Genomic DNA, 15,636 nt, shown 5'->3' on the forward strand with positions numbered 1-15,636 from the left:
ATAATAACTAGCTCCTTCCGTAATGTAGCTCTGATTTGGTTATGTTTTTTCCAGTAAACATTCTAACCAAATTAATCTACGATGTTACGAGTAAGGAGCTAGTTTCGTTCATGATAACTCGTCGCTTCGCTCCTGCGGGGTCTCCCCTGCCCCGTACTCTCGCAGGAGTCTTCTCGCCTTCCGCGCCAATCAACAGAGTGTCTCAATAAAGTACTTCAACTCAACTGATAAATAATAAAAATAATTGATTTCACTGTGTTTGAAAAATAAACGGAAATATTCCATTTATATTAGAAAATACCCATTTTCCCTTAAAAATAAAGGAAGTTTTTCCGTTTATATTATACAAATCTTTGGATTTTTCCTTATTTTGAGCACTTAATCGGAATATCTCCGCTTATATATGCTTCTTAAGCTTCTTTTATATACAATAGCCGGAATTTCTCCGCCTATGAATTCTGATACCTACACGAAAATCAACAATGAATAAATTCAGATCCTTAATATAAGAAAAAGTGGTCGCAATACATTAGGTTGATTTGCCTTCCTGTTGATTGGAGCGGAGGGCACTCGACTCCTGTGGGATAGAGAGGTGACTGGAGACCCCGCAGGCGCCAAAGCGCCGAGGAGGCTGCAGGACCTCCCCGCGGAAAGTGAGTGCCTGGAGCGGAAATCAACAGGGCTGATTGCAGAAAAATACCATATTTCAATAAAAAATTGCCGAGAAAAACAACGTTTCTCGACAATCTGAGGATAGGGATTCCCCTATCCTTTCAGATTCGTTTCAACAAACTTTTTTGCTTCATTTTGCAATTGCTCATAAGTTGCCTGCTCAGAAAGTTCTGTTTTAGATGAAATTGTAAATGAATGATTCTCTAAATCCACATTTACTGTAGCATTATAAAGATAGGTTGCATTCCCTATTAGGTCAATCGTGTATTTACCCTCGCTTTCATGGGCTACACATTGAACTTTTCCACCATTATTATAAACATTTACGACGTTTTCCAATTTATTTAATTCCAGTAAACAAGTAACGAGGGTGGATGCTGACATGGCAGTCCCGCAGGCATTAGTAAAACCTACACCACGCTCAAATGTTCTAACATATATAGCACCAGGTTGTAAATGTTTAACAAAGCTTACATTAACACCGTCTGGGAACAAATGATTGGGACCATTTACTTTTTCACTAAGATGTTTTTGCAGGTCACCTTCAAGGTGTTCTGCTTCAACAATAGCAATGAGGTGCGGATTAGGAACAGCAAGTGCGGTAAACCTTAAATCTGCTGATAGTTCCTCAATTTTTTCATTGAAAAGGGTCGGTTTATTTAAATTTAAAGGGAGAGCTTTTAATTCAAACAACACAGGGGAAATTTCCACTTGGTAAGTATGAATATCTGGTAAAAGTTCATTTTGTTTGCTCACTTTTAAATTTGCTTTCATTGTTTCAATGACAGCTTTATTTTGACCAAGGTGTTCACATACATACCTTGCAACAAGACGCAATCCATTTCCACACATGGATGCTTCCGACCCATCTGAGTTAAAGACACGCATTCTTGCGTCTGCATGTTTGCTATTCATCACGAAAAGAATTCCATCAGCCCCTAATTCAGACTGACGATTACATAACATTCTCGCAAGATCTGCTCGTTCACTCTCAGAAAATACATATTGATTCGACATTTCATCGATAATTAGAAAGTCATTTCCCGATCCATGACCTTTAATTAATTGGACTTCCATTGTTATCCCCCTACTACCTTGATATAAGTATTCTATTTATCATACCAAACAATGTTCGTGAGGGAAACTGTCGAAACTTCTATCTTTCGATAAAATATTCATTAATCAAAAATGACATCCGAAGGAGTTTTTCTTGTTCAGATAAACTCTCTCTAATGGAAAGTACCGGTGTATTCGGCTCTGGAAACAAGGGTCTCCACTCCAATGGCATCCATCCACGACGGAGACGTGCTTCCTGAAAGTGATCGTGGTTTATGAATTGTTCATCCATAAAAGCAACAGCACCTTCTACTGCACCAATAAACTTTCCTTTCGAATCTAGTAATTCCTTTTTGGATGTTCTCCAATCCTTTTTACTTCGCTCAAAACTGCCTAAATATTGCCTTCGATGATTAAATACCTCTATTTTTATCGTTTTTCCACCATTAACCTTATAGTAACCTATGGCTTGGTTCTGGTTCTCCATCGAATAGAGTGCATAAATTTTTGAAAAGGAAAGCTTCTTCGTCCCACTGCCTCGGTATCTCTTAATCATTCCAGCAAGATGCCCGTTCGGAAAGTAAAATAGCAGCCTAGAAGATTTAGTGTTCAGGAAGAAAACTAGTAAATGGCGTGATTCAAATAAAGACCTTCTTCCGGCCTCCGATTTCTTCAGCTGTCTGTCAATTGAAATCGACTGCCGTCTTCTAAATAGATAGAATTGGAAACTAACCAAACTATAGATAAGAAATGGGATCGTTAATAACATGATTTCTTTTGTTTTAAAAATAGTAAGGTTGCCAGCGATGATTATGATGACTGGCAATAGTGAAGCAATACTACCATTTAAGTTCAAATGAGCTGTATCCCGGTAATATTCATTTATTTTCATCTAGAAAACTCCTTATCAATTCCTCTTTTCTTAGTTTATTTACTGTAAACCAAAAAAATGATAGGAGTTTGCAATTACACTAAAAAAGAAGAAACAAAATGGTCTCTTCTTTTAATTCTTAATATAGTTAATTATCGTTGACATAGATGCCCTGGCATCTTCGTAGCCCTGATTGTAAAGCTCTTCCAGCCTATGGGGATTCCGTTCCATTCTACCGACCTTTAATGGCTGGGATGGGCGGATAATCAAAACATTCCCCTTTTTCTCTTCCTGCTCAACATATTCGACCGTTTCATTATATATTCGATATCGGTTCCTAAGGGACTGTTGCAAGCCTTTGTATTCTGGATACTTACGATCTACCAGAAAATGAAACTTTGAGGGCTTTTTCAAATACCCTTCATTTCTTGTAAGAATCACGATATTTTTTGCAAATCCATCCTGTTGTGCTTTCTTGATTGGAATGGGATCGCTAATCCCCCCATCAAGTAATATTTTATCTTTAAAACGGACTTCAGGTGCAATAAATGGAAGGGAGCTTGATGCCCGTATTACGGTTAAAAGGTCATCTCTGTAATCCTTTTTCTTAAAATAAACAGGCTCTCCTGTCAGACAATCTGTTGTCCCCACAACAAATTCTGAAGGACTATTGTAAAAAACATCATAATGGAACGGGACATGTTTATTTGGAATTTCGTCAAAAATAAAATCCATGCCAAAAAATTGCCGATTTCGAAAATAATTTTTCCACGAAATATATCTAGGGTCGGAAGCATATTCAATCGTAACGGTTTTATTTCTCCCTTTTTGCTTCGACAAATAGGAGGCTGCATTACATGCACCTGCAGATACCCCAATAACATATGGAAAAAATAACTGTGATTCCAAGAAGTATTCAAGGATACCTGCAGTATAAACACCACGCATTCCTCCACCTTCTAGGACCAAACCTACTTGGTTTTCCATGTTGCCTCGCCCTTTCATTGTTAACATTAAACTTCCTTGTCATTATAGACCCCACTTGATTCTTTTACAAAATGATACGACTTTGTTTAAAAAATTTTTTCTGATTGAAACTAATCCCTAGGCACCTAAATTGTTAAAATTTATAAAATAACTATTATCAATGTGAAGAAAGGTTTTATTATGACAAAAATTCTTTTAAAAAATGCAACGGTATATCCTATTACATCAAAGCCGATTCCACATGGAGATATCTTAATTGATGCAGGGAAGATCCTTAAAGTTGGGAAAAATCTTACAACAGATTTAAATGTAAAAATCATTGATTGTGGGAACCAATTTCTTTTTCCAGGCTTTATTGATGTCCATACCCATTTAGGTCTCTATGATGAAGGAACAGGCTGGGCGGGAAACGATGCCAATGAAACAGCTGAAGCTCTTACTCCACATATCCGAGCTATCGACGGGGTATATCCTTTGGACCCGGCATTCTCTGATGCAGTTAAAAGCGGGATCACCACAGCTCATGTCATGCCTGGCAGTGCAAATGTTATAGGAGGAACAACATCTGTCATCAAAACTACAGGTAAAAATATCAAAAAAATGATTATCCAAGAGATTGCAGGATTAAAAATTGCCTTAGGGGAAAATCCAAAAAGAATTCATAGCAATGGCAACAGTGATTCCATTACGCGGATGGGAATTATGGGGATGCTTAGGGAGGCTTTTTACCAAGCAATCCACACGGATAATCCAGACTCGCCTAGAGTCGCACCGATTATTATGGCCCTCAAAAGAGAAATTCCCGTTAGAATCCACGCACATCGTGCTGATGATATTATTTCTGCACTTCGCTTCGCAGAAGAATTTAATCTTGACTTGAGAATAGAACATTGTACTGAAGGCCATCTTATTGCAAGTGAACTTTCAGGGGTGAATTTAAAAGTTTCCGTTGGTCCAACCTTAACACGAAGATCCAAAGTCGAATTGAAGAATAAAACCTGGAAAACGTATCAAGAACTGACGAATCATGGTGTAGAAGTTTCTATTACCACAGATCATCCCTATACACCCATCCAATACTTAAATATTTGTGCGAGCCTTGCTGTCAGAGAGGGTTTACCAGAGCAGAAAGCACTTGAAGGAATTACAATTCTGCCGGCCAAGAACTTAAGAATAGACAGTCACGTTGGAAGTATCGAGGAGGGAAAGGAAGCCGATTTAGTGCTTTGGAGCCATCATCCTTTCCAATACTTGGCTAAGCCGAAATGGACGATGATTGGCGGCGAAATGGTCTATCAAGAAGCGTAGATTATTGCTGAAAATTGGTAAAAAATATTATCGAAAAATCCACAAAAAACCTATTTATTTTTTAGCTTTTTTCTTGTATCATACTTTTAGTGAAGCCGTTTAAACCTAAAATCTTTGGAGGTTTACGAACATAGTCTTGTTAACAAAAAAATGATATAGGGAAGGCAAATGGTGCGCCACCAGTATTACTGGTTCTAGTGGGTTCGATTCCCACCCCGAAATTTTTTAGTAACTTTATAAAAAATTTCGAGGGTGGACCGGACCGTTTCTTTTGACATGGGATCGGAATGCCCTAATGGAGGGTTATTCATGCTTAAAAAACGTGATCTTCATGACAGCCACACACTGTACGAATTAATGACGCATCCTGATGTCTTCCCATTTGTGCGCCAAAAAGCTGATACCTATGAAGAATTCTTATTTATGACAAAACAAACCATTGAGGCCGAAGACCGTGGTGAATTAATATCACGAACCATTCTTGATGAATGGGGTGTACCGATTGGTACCATTAACCTTTTTGATATTGAGGAAAATGCCGGATTTTTAGGAACATGGCTTGGCAAGCCTTTCCACGGCAAAGGTTATAATAGTCCGGCGAAAGATGCCTTTTTTCAGGAACTATTTTATGAATTAGGAATCGAAACCGTCTTTATGAGAATACGGAAGGTTAATATTCGCTCAATCAAAGCAGCTGAAAAACTACCTTATGTAATAAAAGCAAACGAAACGAGAAAATCTATATATGAACAATTGAATGCTCATGGTGATGTATATGATTTGTATGAAATACCTAAGGATCAGTACACTTTCTATCTTATGCGGAATGGCGCTGTCCAATCAGACGATTCACAATTGTTGGAAGCGTAAAAAAGCAATCGGCCTTGTCCGATTGCTTTTTGTTTAGAATTTTATTAATTATTATTCTGTTACGTTTTGTTCAATCGCTTCATTCACGTCATTAAGACCCATTTGGAGCAAAAATTCGTCTAATTCCTCATTTGTTAATGTTTCAAAGCGGCCATCATGAAAAAATACCTGAGTTTGATTAGGATTTATTCTGTTCATATTAAAACTCATATTCTTTGCTCCTTTCATAGATGATTATTATCTATTATCCACAAAAGGAGGAGTTTTCATTCAGAAAATCAAATAGTTCAAAAAATTATACTAATTCTTATGTATCTTTCCTAAAACATCCATTCCCCCAGTAATAGGAATGATACTCCCTGTAATAAAATCTGAATTTTCATCAACCAAGAATGCAATGACTCTGGCTATATCTTCGCCTGTTCCATACCTGCCAATCGGTGCATTTCCTTCCATTTCCTTTGCATCATGTATATTACTTTCTTTCCATTGGTTAATGATATCCCCTGGACAAACCATATTTGCTGTAATTCCATATTCCGCTTCCTCTATCGCTATAGTTCTTGTTAGGGAGGCCAAACCTGTCTTTGCTGCAGCAAAGGCTGACCGATATATCCAACCTGGTGAAGTTTCTACGCGATCATACCCGAATGTAATAATTCTCCCCCATTTTTGGTTACGCATGGAAGGGATAACTAGTTTAGACAAATAAAAAACAGAGCTTAAATTCCCTTGGACTACATAATTCCATTCTTCGAAGGAATAGTCTGCGAGCTTTTTTCGTTCTTGGATGTATGGACCTGCATTATGTACTAAAACGTCCACAGTCTTGTAGACAGCAAGTGTTTCATTAACAATTCGGATACAATCCTTCTCGATTGCCACATCTCCTTGAACAGTAATGTTTTTGGTTCCAAAACATTCAGTCAATTGGTTTGCTAAAGAAATTGCTTCTGTTTCACTATTACGATAGTTTATGGCTAACTGATAACCATTTTCCGCTAAATATAAAGCAGTCTTTTTGCCAATACCAGTTGCTCCCCCCGTAATCAGAGCTGTTTTCTTATTCACAAATCATTACCTCTCTATGTGTAGTATCTCTCTTAACTATTTGTTAACTAGACATGTTTAGTCACATTTTTTGTACATTCATATTACTTAGGTTTTTATAACGCATGGGCAAGTGTTAGCATATGATACAAATATCTAAGTAACACGGAAAGGATGAGATCATTGTTCCCGTGGAATATATTCCCTTTTGATAAAAATATAAAGGAAAAGATGGCAAAAATGAAACCGGAAGAAATTAATAATTATGTTCAGGATGTATTAGGGAAAATCATGCCTGGAAATATGAAAGCGGGAATAAATCCAGCAGAGATGTTCCAGGGATTCCAATCATCAGGATCCACACCTTTATCTAATAGTGACGGATTAAATGCAGCTGCATTTGAGACTCATAATTATGTATACGTTAGAATTTCAATAAAACATGAAGATTGGATTAAGCAGCTTCGAATTTATCACACATCTAATCAACTCATTGTGGAGCATATTCCTCGTCATGAAGATAAACACACGATAACCCTACCGGCTATTGTAAAAAAGAAAGGGGCATCTGCTACCTTCAAGGATGGCGTACTTGAAGTTAAAATCCCTAAAAATATTGATTTGCAGTTTTCACAAATAGACGTTACAGAAATTTAACCAAGCAAAAGTATTCAATTTATTGGACAGCAAATCTGCTGTCCATCCTTTATTTACCATTATTTGATTCCTTCATATTATCCATATCCATGTTTTCCATTGAATTCTTTGCATTAGCATCCTCAGGTTCACTTGGGGTCCCGACAACAAATTCCTTTTTAGGCATGTTGTGCATATCTCTTGCAGTCACATGAGAGATGATATAATACGTCCCCTCTTGATTGAAAGATTTTTCAAGGCGATAGATTCCATTTTTAGAATGTTTTATTTCTACTTTTTCATGGTTGTCATTCTTTGCTCGCCAAATCTCAAAGATAACTTCTGCATCCTCCACCTGATCTTTTCCCTGGGTAACTTTCGCTTCAAATGTGACCGGCTTGCCCAGTTCACCTGGATTGGGTTTGATCGACAAGTCTACATCAACCATTTGCGGCAGATTATCCTCTTGTTCTTTTTTATTACAGGAAACAACGATATTTAAACAAAGAACAATCACCAATAAAACGAAAAACTTTTTCAAGGTCTCTCTCTCCTATCTTATTTCTTCCATCACTTTATTATGAATTTTTATTAACTGTACCTTAGCTTCTGGTGAAACTGTTGAATCACTCACTCTATTAATGGCAGAAAAATATTTCTCAAATTTGTTCTTTCTTACTCTCGGATGTGAATTTTCATCGAGAAGCTCTTTTTTTATTGCTTCTAGCAATGTCTCCTTACTGCTTTGCCCCATCGTTTCAAGTAACCGATGATTCCAAATCAGCCGATATTGTTCTAATAAATAATCAAAGGATACCTTTTCAATAGGCAAAAACAATCCCCCCTTTTTGTCTTCCCTTGCATTGTTACATATTTACTTACTACATTGCAAAAAATAACTTTTAACAAGACCGAGAAAGGAGAATCCTAATATGTCGACACCTTATAAATGTCCAAATTGCAAGACCAATCGAAGCCGTTTTAATGTGATCCAACAAGTATCTCATTCTGTTAAACTTGACCCACAATCAGGGGAAGTTATCAAAGAGTATGCCGAAAACGATTTAGAGCCCTTTCATCTCCCTTACAATGGCCCAGACTATCGAATACAATGCGGTGCTTGTGGGTTAATAGAAGATGAACGAACATTTATCAAATTTGGAGAACAGCCATTATAGCATTATCATCAAACAAAAACATCCCTAATTGGTGTGTCCAAATTGAGGATGTTTTTGTTTTTTATTTAAATTTATTTTCCTTAAGAAAATCCTTTGAATCCACTTTCCATGCGTCAAGCGGTGAAAATCTAATTAGGTGAATGTCTCCCCTAAAAGTTTGTCTTCCTCTATTTTTAATATACCAGTCAATTTCCACTGGTACGTCCAAACTGATTTCTTCTGTTAAATCCTCTGCTGGCAATAGTTCGATTCGAGAAAGTCTAATATTTTCAACATCTTCTAAAATGGGTCGCCAATTAATTTTTTGTAGTGAGGCTAGCGATGTAATTCGGCTGTCCTGCTGCTTAAATCCGGCTACATAGGCATTTATGACTTCATATGGATTCGCAGAACCTAAATACTGATTTAATTTCCTTGAAGCTTTCAATACCATAAGCATATGCGATAAGTCCATTGAGTTCGTACGATGTGTGTTACTGCCATAGAAATGAATACAAAAGTGTCCTGGAAAGTTATTCTGAAGTGCACCTGCGCCATGGGGCATCCCATGCATGGAACCTGCAATCCACTGGTCTTTATGAATAACAATAATGGCCCTGCGTTTCCAGCTCCATTTGCCCCCGTATATTTTTTTCATGATCTTCGTATCCTTGGAAGTTAAGGGTTGTACGTCCGCATGGTGGCTCCCCGCCCGTCTTTGCACTTTAAACTTTTTACCCGTTTCTACATCCAAAACAGTAAATTTTGTGTATTTAGGAAGAATTTGATCAACTTCCTTCCAATTCAACATCTCAATATTATAACTAATGTTTGATGCAGCTTTAACCTCTTGACCATTTAGGAGGATATGAATAAAAACAAAAAAAATAACTACCCTCTTCATCGCATCCTCCTTTAAAGTAATAAACTTTGCCACATTAAAAGAGTTACCTGAAGAGGAAATAATCATTCATTCAATCCCGGTATTTTTGTCATTTCTCAAGATTTTCTAATTGTGTTTTAATTCCGTTCCAATCAATATTCTCACCGATAAAGACAAGGTTTAATGGCATATTCATATCCTGTTTCATATATAAGGGCATGCCGTAAGAAAATTGAAATAAAAAAGGGAGCTTTGAAAAATCAAACTTAGGATAGCCTTTAATACGGTAAATCGTATCCGGCAGCTTTTTCAAAAAATCCTCAAATTCTGTTTGGCTGATTGCTGATTCAAATTGGTAAACAAAGGTCGTTAAATTAAGATGGACAGGTTGTGTCACCTTATCAACTGACACGGAAAGTTTTCGCAACTGGTCGATAGAAACCTGAGAAAAATTAGTCAGAAGGCATCTTGCATTTGGATTGATCGACTGAATTTCAAAAGTGATCTTTGCTTGCTCACTCTCTGTTAATTCATTCAACTTGTTAACAAGAATATAGTCCGCATGTCTCACCTGCTCTAGAATCAATTGCTGAAGTTGTGGACTTAATAATTTTCGAACTAACCACCTTGTCCCATCAACGGTGGTGATAATCCCCTTTATGATTAATTTATCTGCAAATAAGGGGGAAAGAATCGCATCTAAAACCTCCACAGGGTGTGCAGCTCCGGTTGTCTCGATATAGATTACTTCTGGTTCTTCCTCTACCAATAAACCTTGTAATTGGGCTTCAAGCTTATCCTGAATGGAACAGCAAATACAACCGCCCAGGAGTTCTTTTAATGTAACATCTTCCTCATCGACTATATCAGAATCAATGGAGACCTTGCCTAATTCATTCATCATGACAGCCGTTTTTCTTCCTGTTCGCTGTTCATCCTCTAATAATTGTTTGAGAAGGCTGGTTTTCCCGCTCCCTAAAAAACCGGATAAAATATAAACCTCAGCTTTTTTCATTGTCAAAACCCTTCCATTCATTGATGGTTACTTAAAAAAATGGACCCAACTTCTAGGGAAGTCGGGTCGCTATTGTTTATTTCATCGTTCCCTTTAATACTTTTATCGCCTCTTGCATTTGTGTATCATTATTTTTAATTTTGTCTCTTAATAATTCCATTAATTTTAAGGTAGAATCGCCTTTTAGAATTCCATTAGCCGGTAGCTTTTGAGCCTTTTGGAAAGCAGTGACGGCAGCTTTTGTCTTTTTATCAAAGAACCCGTCTGTACGGCCAGGGTTATATCCAACTGCTTTTAACATTTTCTGTGCAGTCTGTACTTCTGTTCCCGAACTAGATTGTTTTAATTCTTTATCCGGATTTATGATTGTTAAGGTTGCATAATCAGGCAAGGCAACTGCCACATCAGGATTAATCCCCTTTTTATGGATCCAATTACCGTTAGGTGTTAACCATTTTGCGGTTGTAAATTTAAGATTGGAACCATCCTTAAAGTCGGAAGCCGTTTGCACAGTTCCCTTCCCAAAAGACTTTTCTCCAACTAGTTTTACACCTGCAGATTCTTTTACAGCTCCGGCAAGGATTTCTGATGCACTAGCACTGCCTTTATCAATCAAGACAACTAAAGGAAGATTTGGATTCCCTTCATTTTGCGACGGATACTCTTTGATCTTTCCATTACGATCTTCTACTTTTAAAATAAGTTTTCCTTTTGGAACGAACATACTGGAAATCGAGATGGCTTGGTCTAAAAGACCTCCTGGGTTTTGACGTAAGTCTAATACAAGTCCCTTCATTCCTTTACCATTCAATTCATTGAGCTTTTCTACAAGTTCCTTTGCCGTATTACTTGAAAAACTGGTAATTTGAACCTTTGCAATACCATCGCCAGCCATTTCACCATAAACCGTTTCAATCGGAATCTCATCTCTAATAATTGGGACTGTCATTGGTGTATCTGTTCCAGGCCGTTGAATGGATAACACTACCTTCGTACCTTTTTTGCCACGAATCAAGGTTACTGCTTGTGTTGAATTCATGCCTTGGAGGCTTTTTCCATTCACGGACATAATCTTATCATTAGGTTTTAAACCAGCTTTTTCCGCTGGAGAGCCTTTAATTGGAGATACAATAATAATATGCCCGTCTTTTTCCTGAATTTCGGCCCCTATACCTTCAAACGAAGAAGAAATACTGCCATGAAAGCTTTCGGCCTCTTCATTGCTCATATAATCAGAATAGGGATCATCGAGTGACTCCACCATTCCGTTGATTGCTCCATTAATAGCCTTTTTTTGATCGATTTCTTTGTAATAACCAGTCTTTAATGTATCAAAAGCTTCATAAAGTTTATTAAATTCTGGTCGTTCCGTTCCTACAGTAACTACCTTTTCATCCCCAAATGCAAGTGCAAATGTTGTAATCCCCGCAGAAAGGAACACTACCATAAACAATAGCATGATAAAATGAAATTTCTTTAATCGTATGTATCCTGTCTTGTTTTCGTTTGTCTGCTCTTGTTCGATATTGGTATTTTCCACTTTTTCTTGTCCAATTTTCTCATCTTCCAAAGCCTTCACCACTTTCATTCACCATAAAAATTAACTCTTAGTGATTAGAATAACATCTTTTACAGAAAATTAACAAAGAAAAGTTAATGAAATTAATAATATTCGCAGGAATCCGATATTCACAATAAACGGCACCTACCAAATAGTAGGTGCCGTTCGTATCTATTCTACATCATAGCCTTGGTCTTCAACGGCTTCTTTTAGCTTCGTGACTGGGGCTTTACTTGAATCATGATCTACCTCAACCTTTCCATCCTTTAGTGAAACATTTACCTTGCTTACCCCTTCAACACCTAGAAGTGCTGTTTTGACAGCTTTTTCACAATGTCCGCAAGTCATTCCTGTAACTTGTAATGTTGTTTTCTCCATAACGATTACCTCACTTATTTTTATATATTCATTCTCTTCAATCGAAGGGAATTAGAAACTACTGAAACTGAACTAAATGCCATGGCTGCACCAGCAACCCATGGGGCTAACAATCCTAAAGCTGCTATCGGTATTCCCCCTGTATTGTATACAAGAGCCCAGAACAGATTTTGACGAATATTTTGCATTGTTTTTTTACTTAAAGCCATCGCTTTTGGAATTAAGGTTAATTCACCGCCAAGAATCGTGATATCTGCTGCTTCAATGGCCACATCTGTCCCAGTACCAATTGCTATTCCGATATCAGCAACTGCAAGAGCTGGGGCATCATTAATGCCATCACCGACCATCGCCACTTTAAGACCTTTTGACTGTAATTCTTTCACATGATTAGCCTTTTCCTCTGGCAGTACTTCTGCAATGACATTTGCGATTCCAACTTGATGTGCAATCGCCTTGGCTGTCCGCTCATTGTCACCGGTTAACATAAACACATCAATCCCTAAATGCATCAATTGCTGCACGGCTATTTTTGCCGTTTCTTTCACTGTATCAGCTACTGCAACCACACCGACCATAGTAGAATTAATAGCAATAAACATAGCTGTTTTTCCTTCGTTTTCTAAACGAGACAAATCTTTTTCTCCCGCTTGGCTGGCAATATTTTTCAGATTCATTAACTTTCGGGTGCCAACGAATATTTCATCATCACCAATTTTCGCTTCAATTCCATACCCTGGTACAGCCTTAAACCGTTTAACAGGAAGAGTACTTGATCTTTTTTCCATCCCGTATCTTACTATTGCTTCTGCTAATGGATGTTCAGAAGACTTCTCAGCGGATACAAGATATTGGAGAACCTTTTTCTCCTCCTCATATGCAATAAAATCAGTGACAATGGGTTGTCCTTTTGTAATGGTGCCTGTTTTATCGAGAATGATTGCATTAATCTTATGAGCTGTTTCTAAATGTTCTCCACCTTTAAAGAGGATACCCATTTCTGCTCCTTTCCCTGTCCCGACCATAATTGATGTCGGCGTTGCCAGGCCAAGTGCACATGGACATGCAATCACGAGAACAGCTATGGCTGTTTCAAGGGCGGAAGAAAATTCACCAGGGCGGACAAGGAAATACCAGATCAAAAAAGTAATCAACGAAATAGCTACAACAATGGGGACAAAATATCCCGATATAGTATCAGCGACACGTTGAATTGGCGCTTTGCTGCCTTGTGCTTCCTCGACAATTTTAATTATTCCAGCAAGTGCAGTATCTTTACCTACTTTCACTGCTTTTATTGTCAAGGTACCATTTTTATTGATGGTCGAACCTATGACTGTATCACCAACAGCTTTTTCAACCGGAATCGATTCACCGGTTATCATGGACTCATCAACAGATGACTGACCTAAAGTTACTTCACCGTCAACGGGAATTTTTTCACCTGGCTTCACTAATAAAAGATCGGAAACCTTCACCTCGTCTATAGGGATTTGCCACTGCTTTCCATCTCTAATTACTGTAGCCTCCTTTGCTTGGAGACTTAGTAATTTAGAGATAGCAAGCGTAGTCTTCCCCTTTGCAATCGTTTCAAATAACTTTCCCAAAAGAATTAAAGTAATCAGCACGGCGCTAGTTTCAAAATAAAGATGCGGCATATAGGCCTGGTTTCCAATTGTTTTCACTCCTTCAGCAAGGCTGTAAAAATAGGCTGCAGAAGTTCCCAAGGTAACAAGGACATCCATATTAGCACTTTTATTTTTTAATGCTTTAAAAGCACCTACATAAAATTGACCGCCAATATAAAATTGCACAGGAGTAGCCAAAAGCAATTGAAACCATGGATTCATCAAAAGGTGTGGCATTACCAATCCTAGATCCAATGGAATATGCGCAAGCATCGTATATAAAAGTGGAATGGACAAAATAACCGATAGTAGAAACTTCCGTTTTTTCCTCTGTAATTCCTCTTCTTTATATTGCTGTTTTTGTTCTGCTTCATCAAATCGTGCACCGTAGCCAAGTTTTTCTATTTTAGCAATAATATCATTACTCGAAACTTGTTCAGTATCAAAAGAAATAGCCGCTGTCTCCATGGCCAAATTGACATTTGCTTGTACACCATCCATTTTATTTAGAACCTTTTCTATTCTGCTCGAACAGGCCGCACATGTCATTCCAGTAATATCTAATTTGAGCTGCTCTTTCATTTTAATCACCTCTAATACTTATACTATACCCCCGGAGTGTATATTTCGTCAAAGGAATAATTTCAAAATCATATTATTTTAAATTTAAGCCTAATTAAAACGCCTTTCGATGATATTTATCACAGTGAAGTTTGTTTTTATTAATTCTCCATTTTATTGGTGAGTTCCTGTTATCTAAATAAATTTAAAGCCTCATCCTATATGGAAGAGGCTTGTGGAGATTATTCCTTTATAGCTGCTTCTAATGCTACTTCAATCATATCGTTAAAGGTTAGTTGTCTTTCTTCAGATGTGGTTTCTTCCCCTGTTAGGATGTGATCACTAACAGTTAGAACGGATAGTGCTTTGCGGTCAAATTTAGCAGCTAATGTATATAGTGCTGTTGTCTCCATTTCAATCGCGAGAATTTGATACTTAGCCCACTTTTCCAACTCTGCATTATCATTGTAGAACGAATCTGCTGTAAAAATATTTCCTACTTTCAAGTTAAGCCCTTTTGCCACCCCAGCATCATATGCCTTTCGAAGTAAATCGAAGTTTGCTGCAGGGGCAAAATCGACATGACCAAAGGTAAGTCGATTCATATTAGAATCTGTAGAGCTTGTCATCGCAAGTATGACATCACGAACCTTTACATCTTTTTGAATAGCTCCACATGTTCCCACTCGAATAAGATTTTGGACATTATAGCTTTGCATTAGTTCATTTATATAAATAGAAATAGATGGAACGCCCATCCCAGTCCCTTGAACCGAAATTCGCTTCCCTTTATAGGTCCCCGTAAAACCAAACATATTCCGAACTTCATTGTAACATTTCGCATCTTCTAAGAATGTTTCTGCAATATATTTTGCCCGAAGCGGATCTCCCGGCAGTAATACTGTCTCTGCTATTTCGTTTTCTTTTGCACCAATATGTACACTCATTAAAAATCCTCCAATCAAGAACTACGCACAGTATTTAATGGTTAAAACTGTATCAA

17 protein-coding genes are annotated in these 15,636 nt (G+C 37.6%); 4 read left to right on the plus strand and 13 right to left on the minus strand.

Annotation, left to right across the window (positions count from 1 at the left end; translation table 11 throughout):
- Nucleotides 1–765: 765 nt before the first annotated feature.
- From dapF to M3610_RS04195, 3 genes are all read right to left on the minus strand, one after another.
- Nucleotides 766–1,749, minus strand: coding sequence for a diaminopimelate epimerase (gene dapF / locus M3610_RS04185; protein WP_251456782.1), 984 nt, complete (start codon nucleotides 1,747–1,749; stop codon nucleotides 766–768).
- A 79-nt stretch (nucleotides 1,750–1,828) separates the two neighbouring features.
- Nucleotides 1,829–2,620 carry a hypothetical protein gene (locus M3610_RS04190; protein WP_251456784.1) on the minus strand — a complete coding sequence of 264 codons (792 nt, stop codon included), beginning with the start codon at nucleotides 2,618–2,620 and terminating at the stop codon, nucleotides 1,829–1,831.
- A gap of 111 nt (nucleotides 2,621–2,731) precedes the next feature.
- Nucleotides 2,732–3,586 carry a patatin-like phospholipase family protein gene (locus M3610_RS04195; RefSeq protein ID WP_098575042.1) on the minus strand — a complete coding sequence of 285 codons (855 nt, stop codon included), beginning with the start codon at nucleotides 3,584–3,586 and terminating at the stop codon, nucleotides 2,732–2,734.
- Between the two features lie 180 nt (nucleotides 3,587–3,766).
- Here M3610_RS04195 and M3610_RS04200 point away from each other — a divergent pair, with 180 nt between their 5' ends.
- Entirely contained in the window at nucleotides 3,767–4,894 is a 1,128-nt protein-coding gene (locus tag M3610_RS04200; RefSeq protein ID WP_251456786.1) for an amidohydrolase, read from the plus strand.
- Nucleotides 4,895–5,203: 309 nt separating this feature from the next.
- A complete protein-coding gene (locus M3610_RS04205; RefSeq protein ID WP_251456788.1) occupies nucleotides 5,204–5,764 on the plus strand; it encodes a GNAT family N-acetyltransferase in 561 nt (186 codons plus the stop codon).
- A 51-nt stretch (nucleotides 5,765–5,815) separates the two neighbouring features.
- On the opposite strand, the gene M3610_RS04210 is transcribed toward M3610_RS04205, so the two are convergent.
- Nucleotides 5,816–5,974 (minus strand): hypothetical protein, encoded by a 159-nt coding sequence (locus M3610_RS04210; RefSeq protein ID WP_180230154.1) that lies wholly within the window; start codon nucleotides 5,972–5,974, stop codon nucleotides 5,816–5,818.
- 90 nt (nucleotides 5,975–6,064) lie between these two features.
- A complete protein-coding gene (locus tag M3610_RS04215) occupies nucleotides 6,065–6,835 on the minus strand; it encodes an SDR family oxidoreductase (RefSeq protein WP_251456790.1) in 771 nt (256 codons plus the stop codon).
- Nucleotides 6,836–7,054: 219 nt separating this feature from the next.
- Here M3610_RS04215 and M3610_RS04220 point away from each other — a divergent pair, with 219 nt between their 5' ends.
- Entirely contained in the window at nucleotides 7,055–7,471 is a 417-nt protein-coding gene (locus tag M3610_RS04220; RefSeq protein WP_311315800.1) for an Hsp20/alpha crystallin family protein, read from the plus strand.
- Between the two features lie 49 nt (nucleotides 7,472–7,520).
- On the opposite strand, the gene M3610_RS04225 is transcribed toward M3610_RS04220, so the two are convergent.
- Together M3610_RS04225 and M3610_RS04230 are read right to left on the minus strand one after the other, a co-directional pair.
- Nucleotides 7,521–7,991 (minus strand): FixH family protein, encoded by a 471-nt coding sequence (locus tag M3610_RS04225; RefSeq protein WP_251456793.1) that lies wholly within the window; start codon nucleotides 7,989–7,991, stop codon nucleotides 7,521–7,523.
- A 12-nt stretch (nucleotides 7,992–8,003) separates the two neighbouring features.
- Complete coding sequence (locus tag M3610_RS04230) at nucleotides 8,004–8,282, minus strand: hypothetical protein (protein WP_098575022.1); 279 nt, start codon at nucleotides 8,280–8,282, stop codon at nucleotides 8,004–8,006.
- A 100-nt stretch (nucleotides 8,283–8,382) separates the two neighbouring features.
- Between M3610_RS04230 and M3610_RS04235 the strand changes: the two genes are divergently transcribed.
- Entirely contained in the window at nucleotides 8,383–8,628 is a 246-nt protein-coding gene (locus tag M3610_RS04235) for a DNA alkylation repair protein (RefSeq protein ID WP_098575023.1), read from the plus strand.
- Nucleotides 8,629–8,689: 61 nt separating this feature from the next.
- On the opposite strand, the gene M3610_RS04240 is transcribed toward M3610_RS04235, so the two are convergent.
- The 6 genes from M3610_RS04240 to deoD all read right to left on the minus strand — a co-directional run bounded on the left by M3610_RS04240 (nucleotide 8,690) and on the right by deoD (nucleotide 15,580).
- The gene (locus tag M3610_RS04240; protein WP_251456795.1) at nucleotides 8,690–9,511 is read right to left on the minus strand and encodes a hypothetical protein; all 822 of its coding nucleotides are present in this window, start codon (nucleotides 9,509–9,511) and stop codon (nucleotides 8,690–8,692) included.
- Between the two features lie 88 nt (nucleotides 9,512–9,599).
- The gene (locus M3610_RS04245) at nucleotides 9,600–10,505 is read right to left on the minus strand and encodes a CobW family GTP-binding protein (RefSeq protein WP_251456797.1); all 906 of its coding nucleotides are present in this window, start codon (nucleotides 10,503–10,505) and stop codon (nucleotides 9,600–9,602) included.
- A 76-nt stretch (nucleotides 10,506–10,581) separates the two neighbouring features.
- Nucleotides 10,582–12,093 (minus strand): lmo1851 family serine protease, encoded by a 1,512-nt coding sequence (locus tag M3610_RS04250; protein ID WP_285850939.1) that lies wholly within the window; start codon nucleotides 12,091–12,093, stop codon nucleotides 10,582–10,584.
- A gap of 144 nt (nucleotides 12,094–12,237) precedes the next feature.
- Nucleotides 12,238–12,444, minus strand: coding sequence for a copper chaperone CopZ (gene copZ / locus M3610_RS04255; protein ID WP_098575027.1), 207 nt, complete (start codon nucleotides 12,442–12,444; stop codon nucleotides 12,238–12,240).
- Nucleotides 12,445–12,464: 20 nt separating this feature from the next.
- Nucleotides 12,465–14,654, minus strand: a complete 2,190-nt coding sequence (locus M3610_RS04260; protein WP_251456799.1) for a heavy metal translocating P-type ATPase — start codon at nucleotides 14,652–14,654, stop codon at nucleotides 12,465–12,467.
- A gap of 221 nt (nucleotides 14,655–14,875) precedes the next feature.
- Nucleotides 14,876–15,580, minus strand: coding sequence for a purine-nucleoside phosphorylase (gene deoD / locus M3610_RS04265; RefSeq protein WP_251456801.1), 705 nt, complete (start codon nucleotides 15,578–15,580; stop codon nucleotides 14,876–14,878).
- Nucleotides 15,581–15,636 lie beyond the last annotated feature (56 nt).

The organism is Neobacillus sp. MER 74, from assembly GCF_023714155.1.

What these genes read in the sequence shown, in the direction of transcription:
- M3610_RS04200 (WP_251456786.1), top strand. Translation starts at nt 3,767, where the DNA reads ATGACAAAAATTCTTTTAAAAAATGCAACGGTATATCCTATTACATCA.
- M3610_RS04250 (WP_285850939.1), bottom strand. Translation starts at nt 12,093, where the DNA reads ATGAAAGTGGTGAAGGCTTTGGAAGATGAGAAAATTGGACAAGAAAAA.
- M3610_RS04195 (WP_098575042.1), bottom strand. Translation starts at nt 3,586, where the DNA reads ATGGAAAACCAAGTAGGTTTGGTCCTAGAAGGTGGAGGAATGCGTGGT.
- copZ (WP_098575027.1), bottom strand. Translation starts at nt 12,444, where the DNA reads ATGGAGAAAACAACATTACAAGTTACAGGAATGACTTGCGGACATTGT.
- M3610_RS04245 (WP_251456797.1), bottom strand. Translation starts at nt 10,505, where the DNA reads ATGAAAAAAGCTGAGGTTTATATTTTATCCGGTTTTTTAGGGAGCGGG.
- M3610_RS04190 (WP_251456784.1), bottom strand. Translation starts at nt 2,620, where the DNA reads ATGAAAATAAATGAATATTACCGGGATACAGCTCATTTGAACTTAAAT.
- M3610_RS04235 (WP_098575023.1), top strand. Translation starts at nt 8,383, where the DNA reads ATGTCGACACCTTATAAATGTCCAAATTGCAAGACCAATCGAAGCCGT.
- M3610_RS04210 (WP_180230154.1), bottom strand. Translation starts at nt 5,974, where the DNA reads ATGAGTTTTAATATGAACAGAATAAATCCTAATCAAACTCAGGTATTT.
- M3610_RS04220 (WP_311315800.1), top strand. Translation starts at nt 7,055, where the DNA reads ATGAAACCGGAAGAAATTAATAATTATGTTCAGGATGTATTAGGGAAA.
- deoD (WP_251456801.1), bottom strand. Translation starts at nt 15,580, where the DNA reads ATGAGTGTACATATTGGTGCAAAAGAAAACGAAATAGCAGAGACAGTA.
- dapF (WP_251456782.1), bottom strand. Translation starts at nt 1,749, where the DNA reads ATGGAAGTCCAATTAATTAAAGGTCATGGATCGGGAAATGACTTTCTA.
- M3610_RS04260 (WP_251456799.1), bottom strand. Translation starts at nt 14,654, where the DNA reads ATGAAAGAGCAGCTCAAATTAGATATTACTGGAATGACATGTGCGGCC.
- M3610_RS04205 (WP_251456788.1), top strand. Translation starts at nt 5,204, where the DNA reads ATGCTTAAAAAACGTGATCTTCATGACAGCCACACACTGTACGAATTA.
- M3610_RS04240 (WP_251456795.1), bottom strand. Translation starts at nt 9,511, where the DNA reads ATGAAGAGGGTAGTTATTTTTTTTGTTTTTATTCATATCCTCCTAAAT.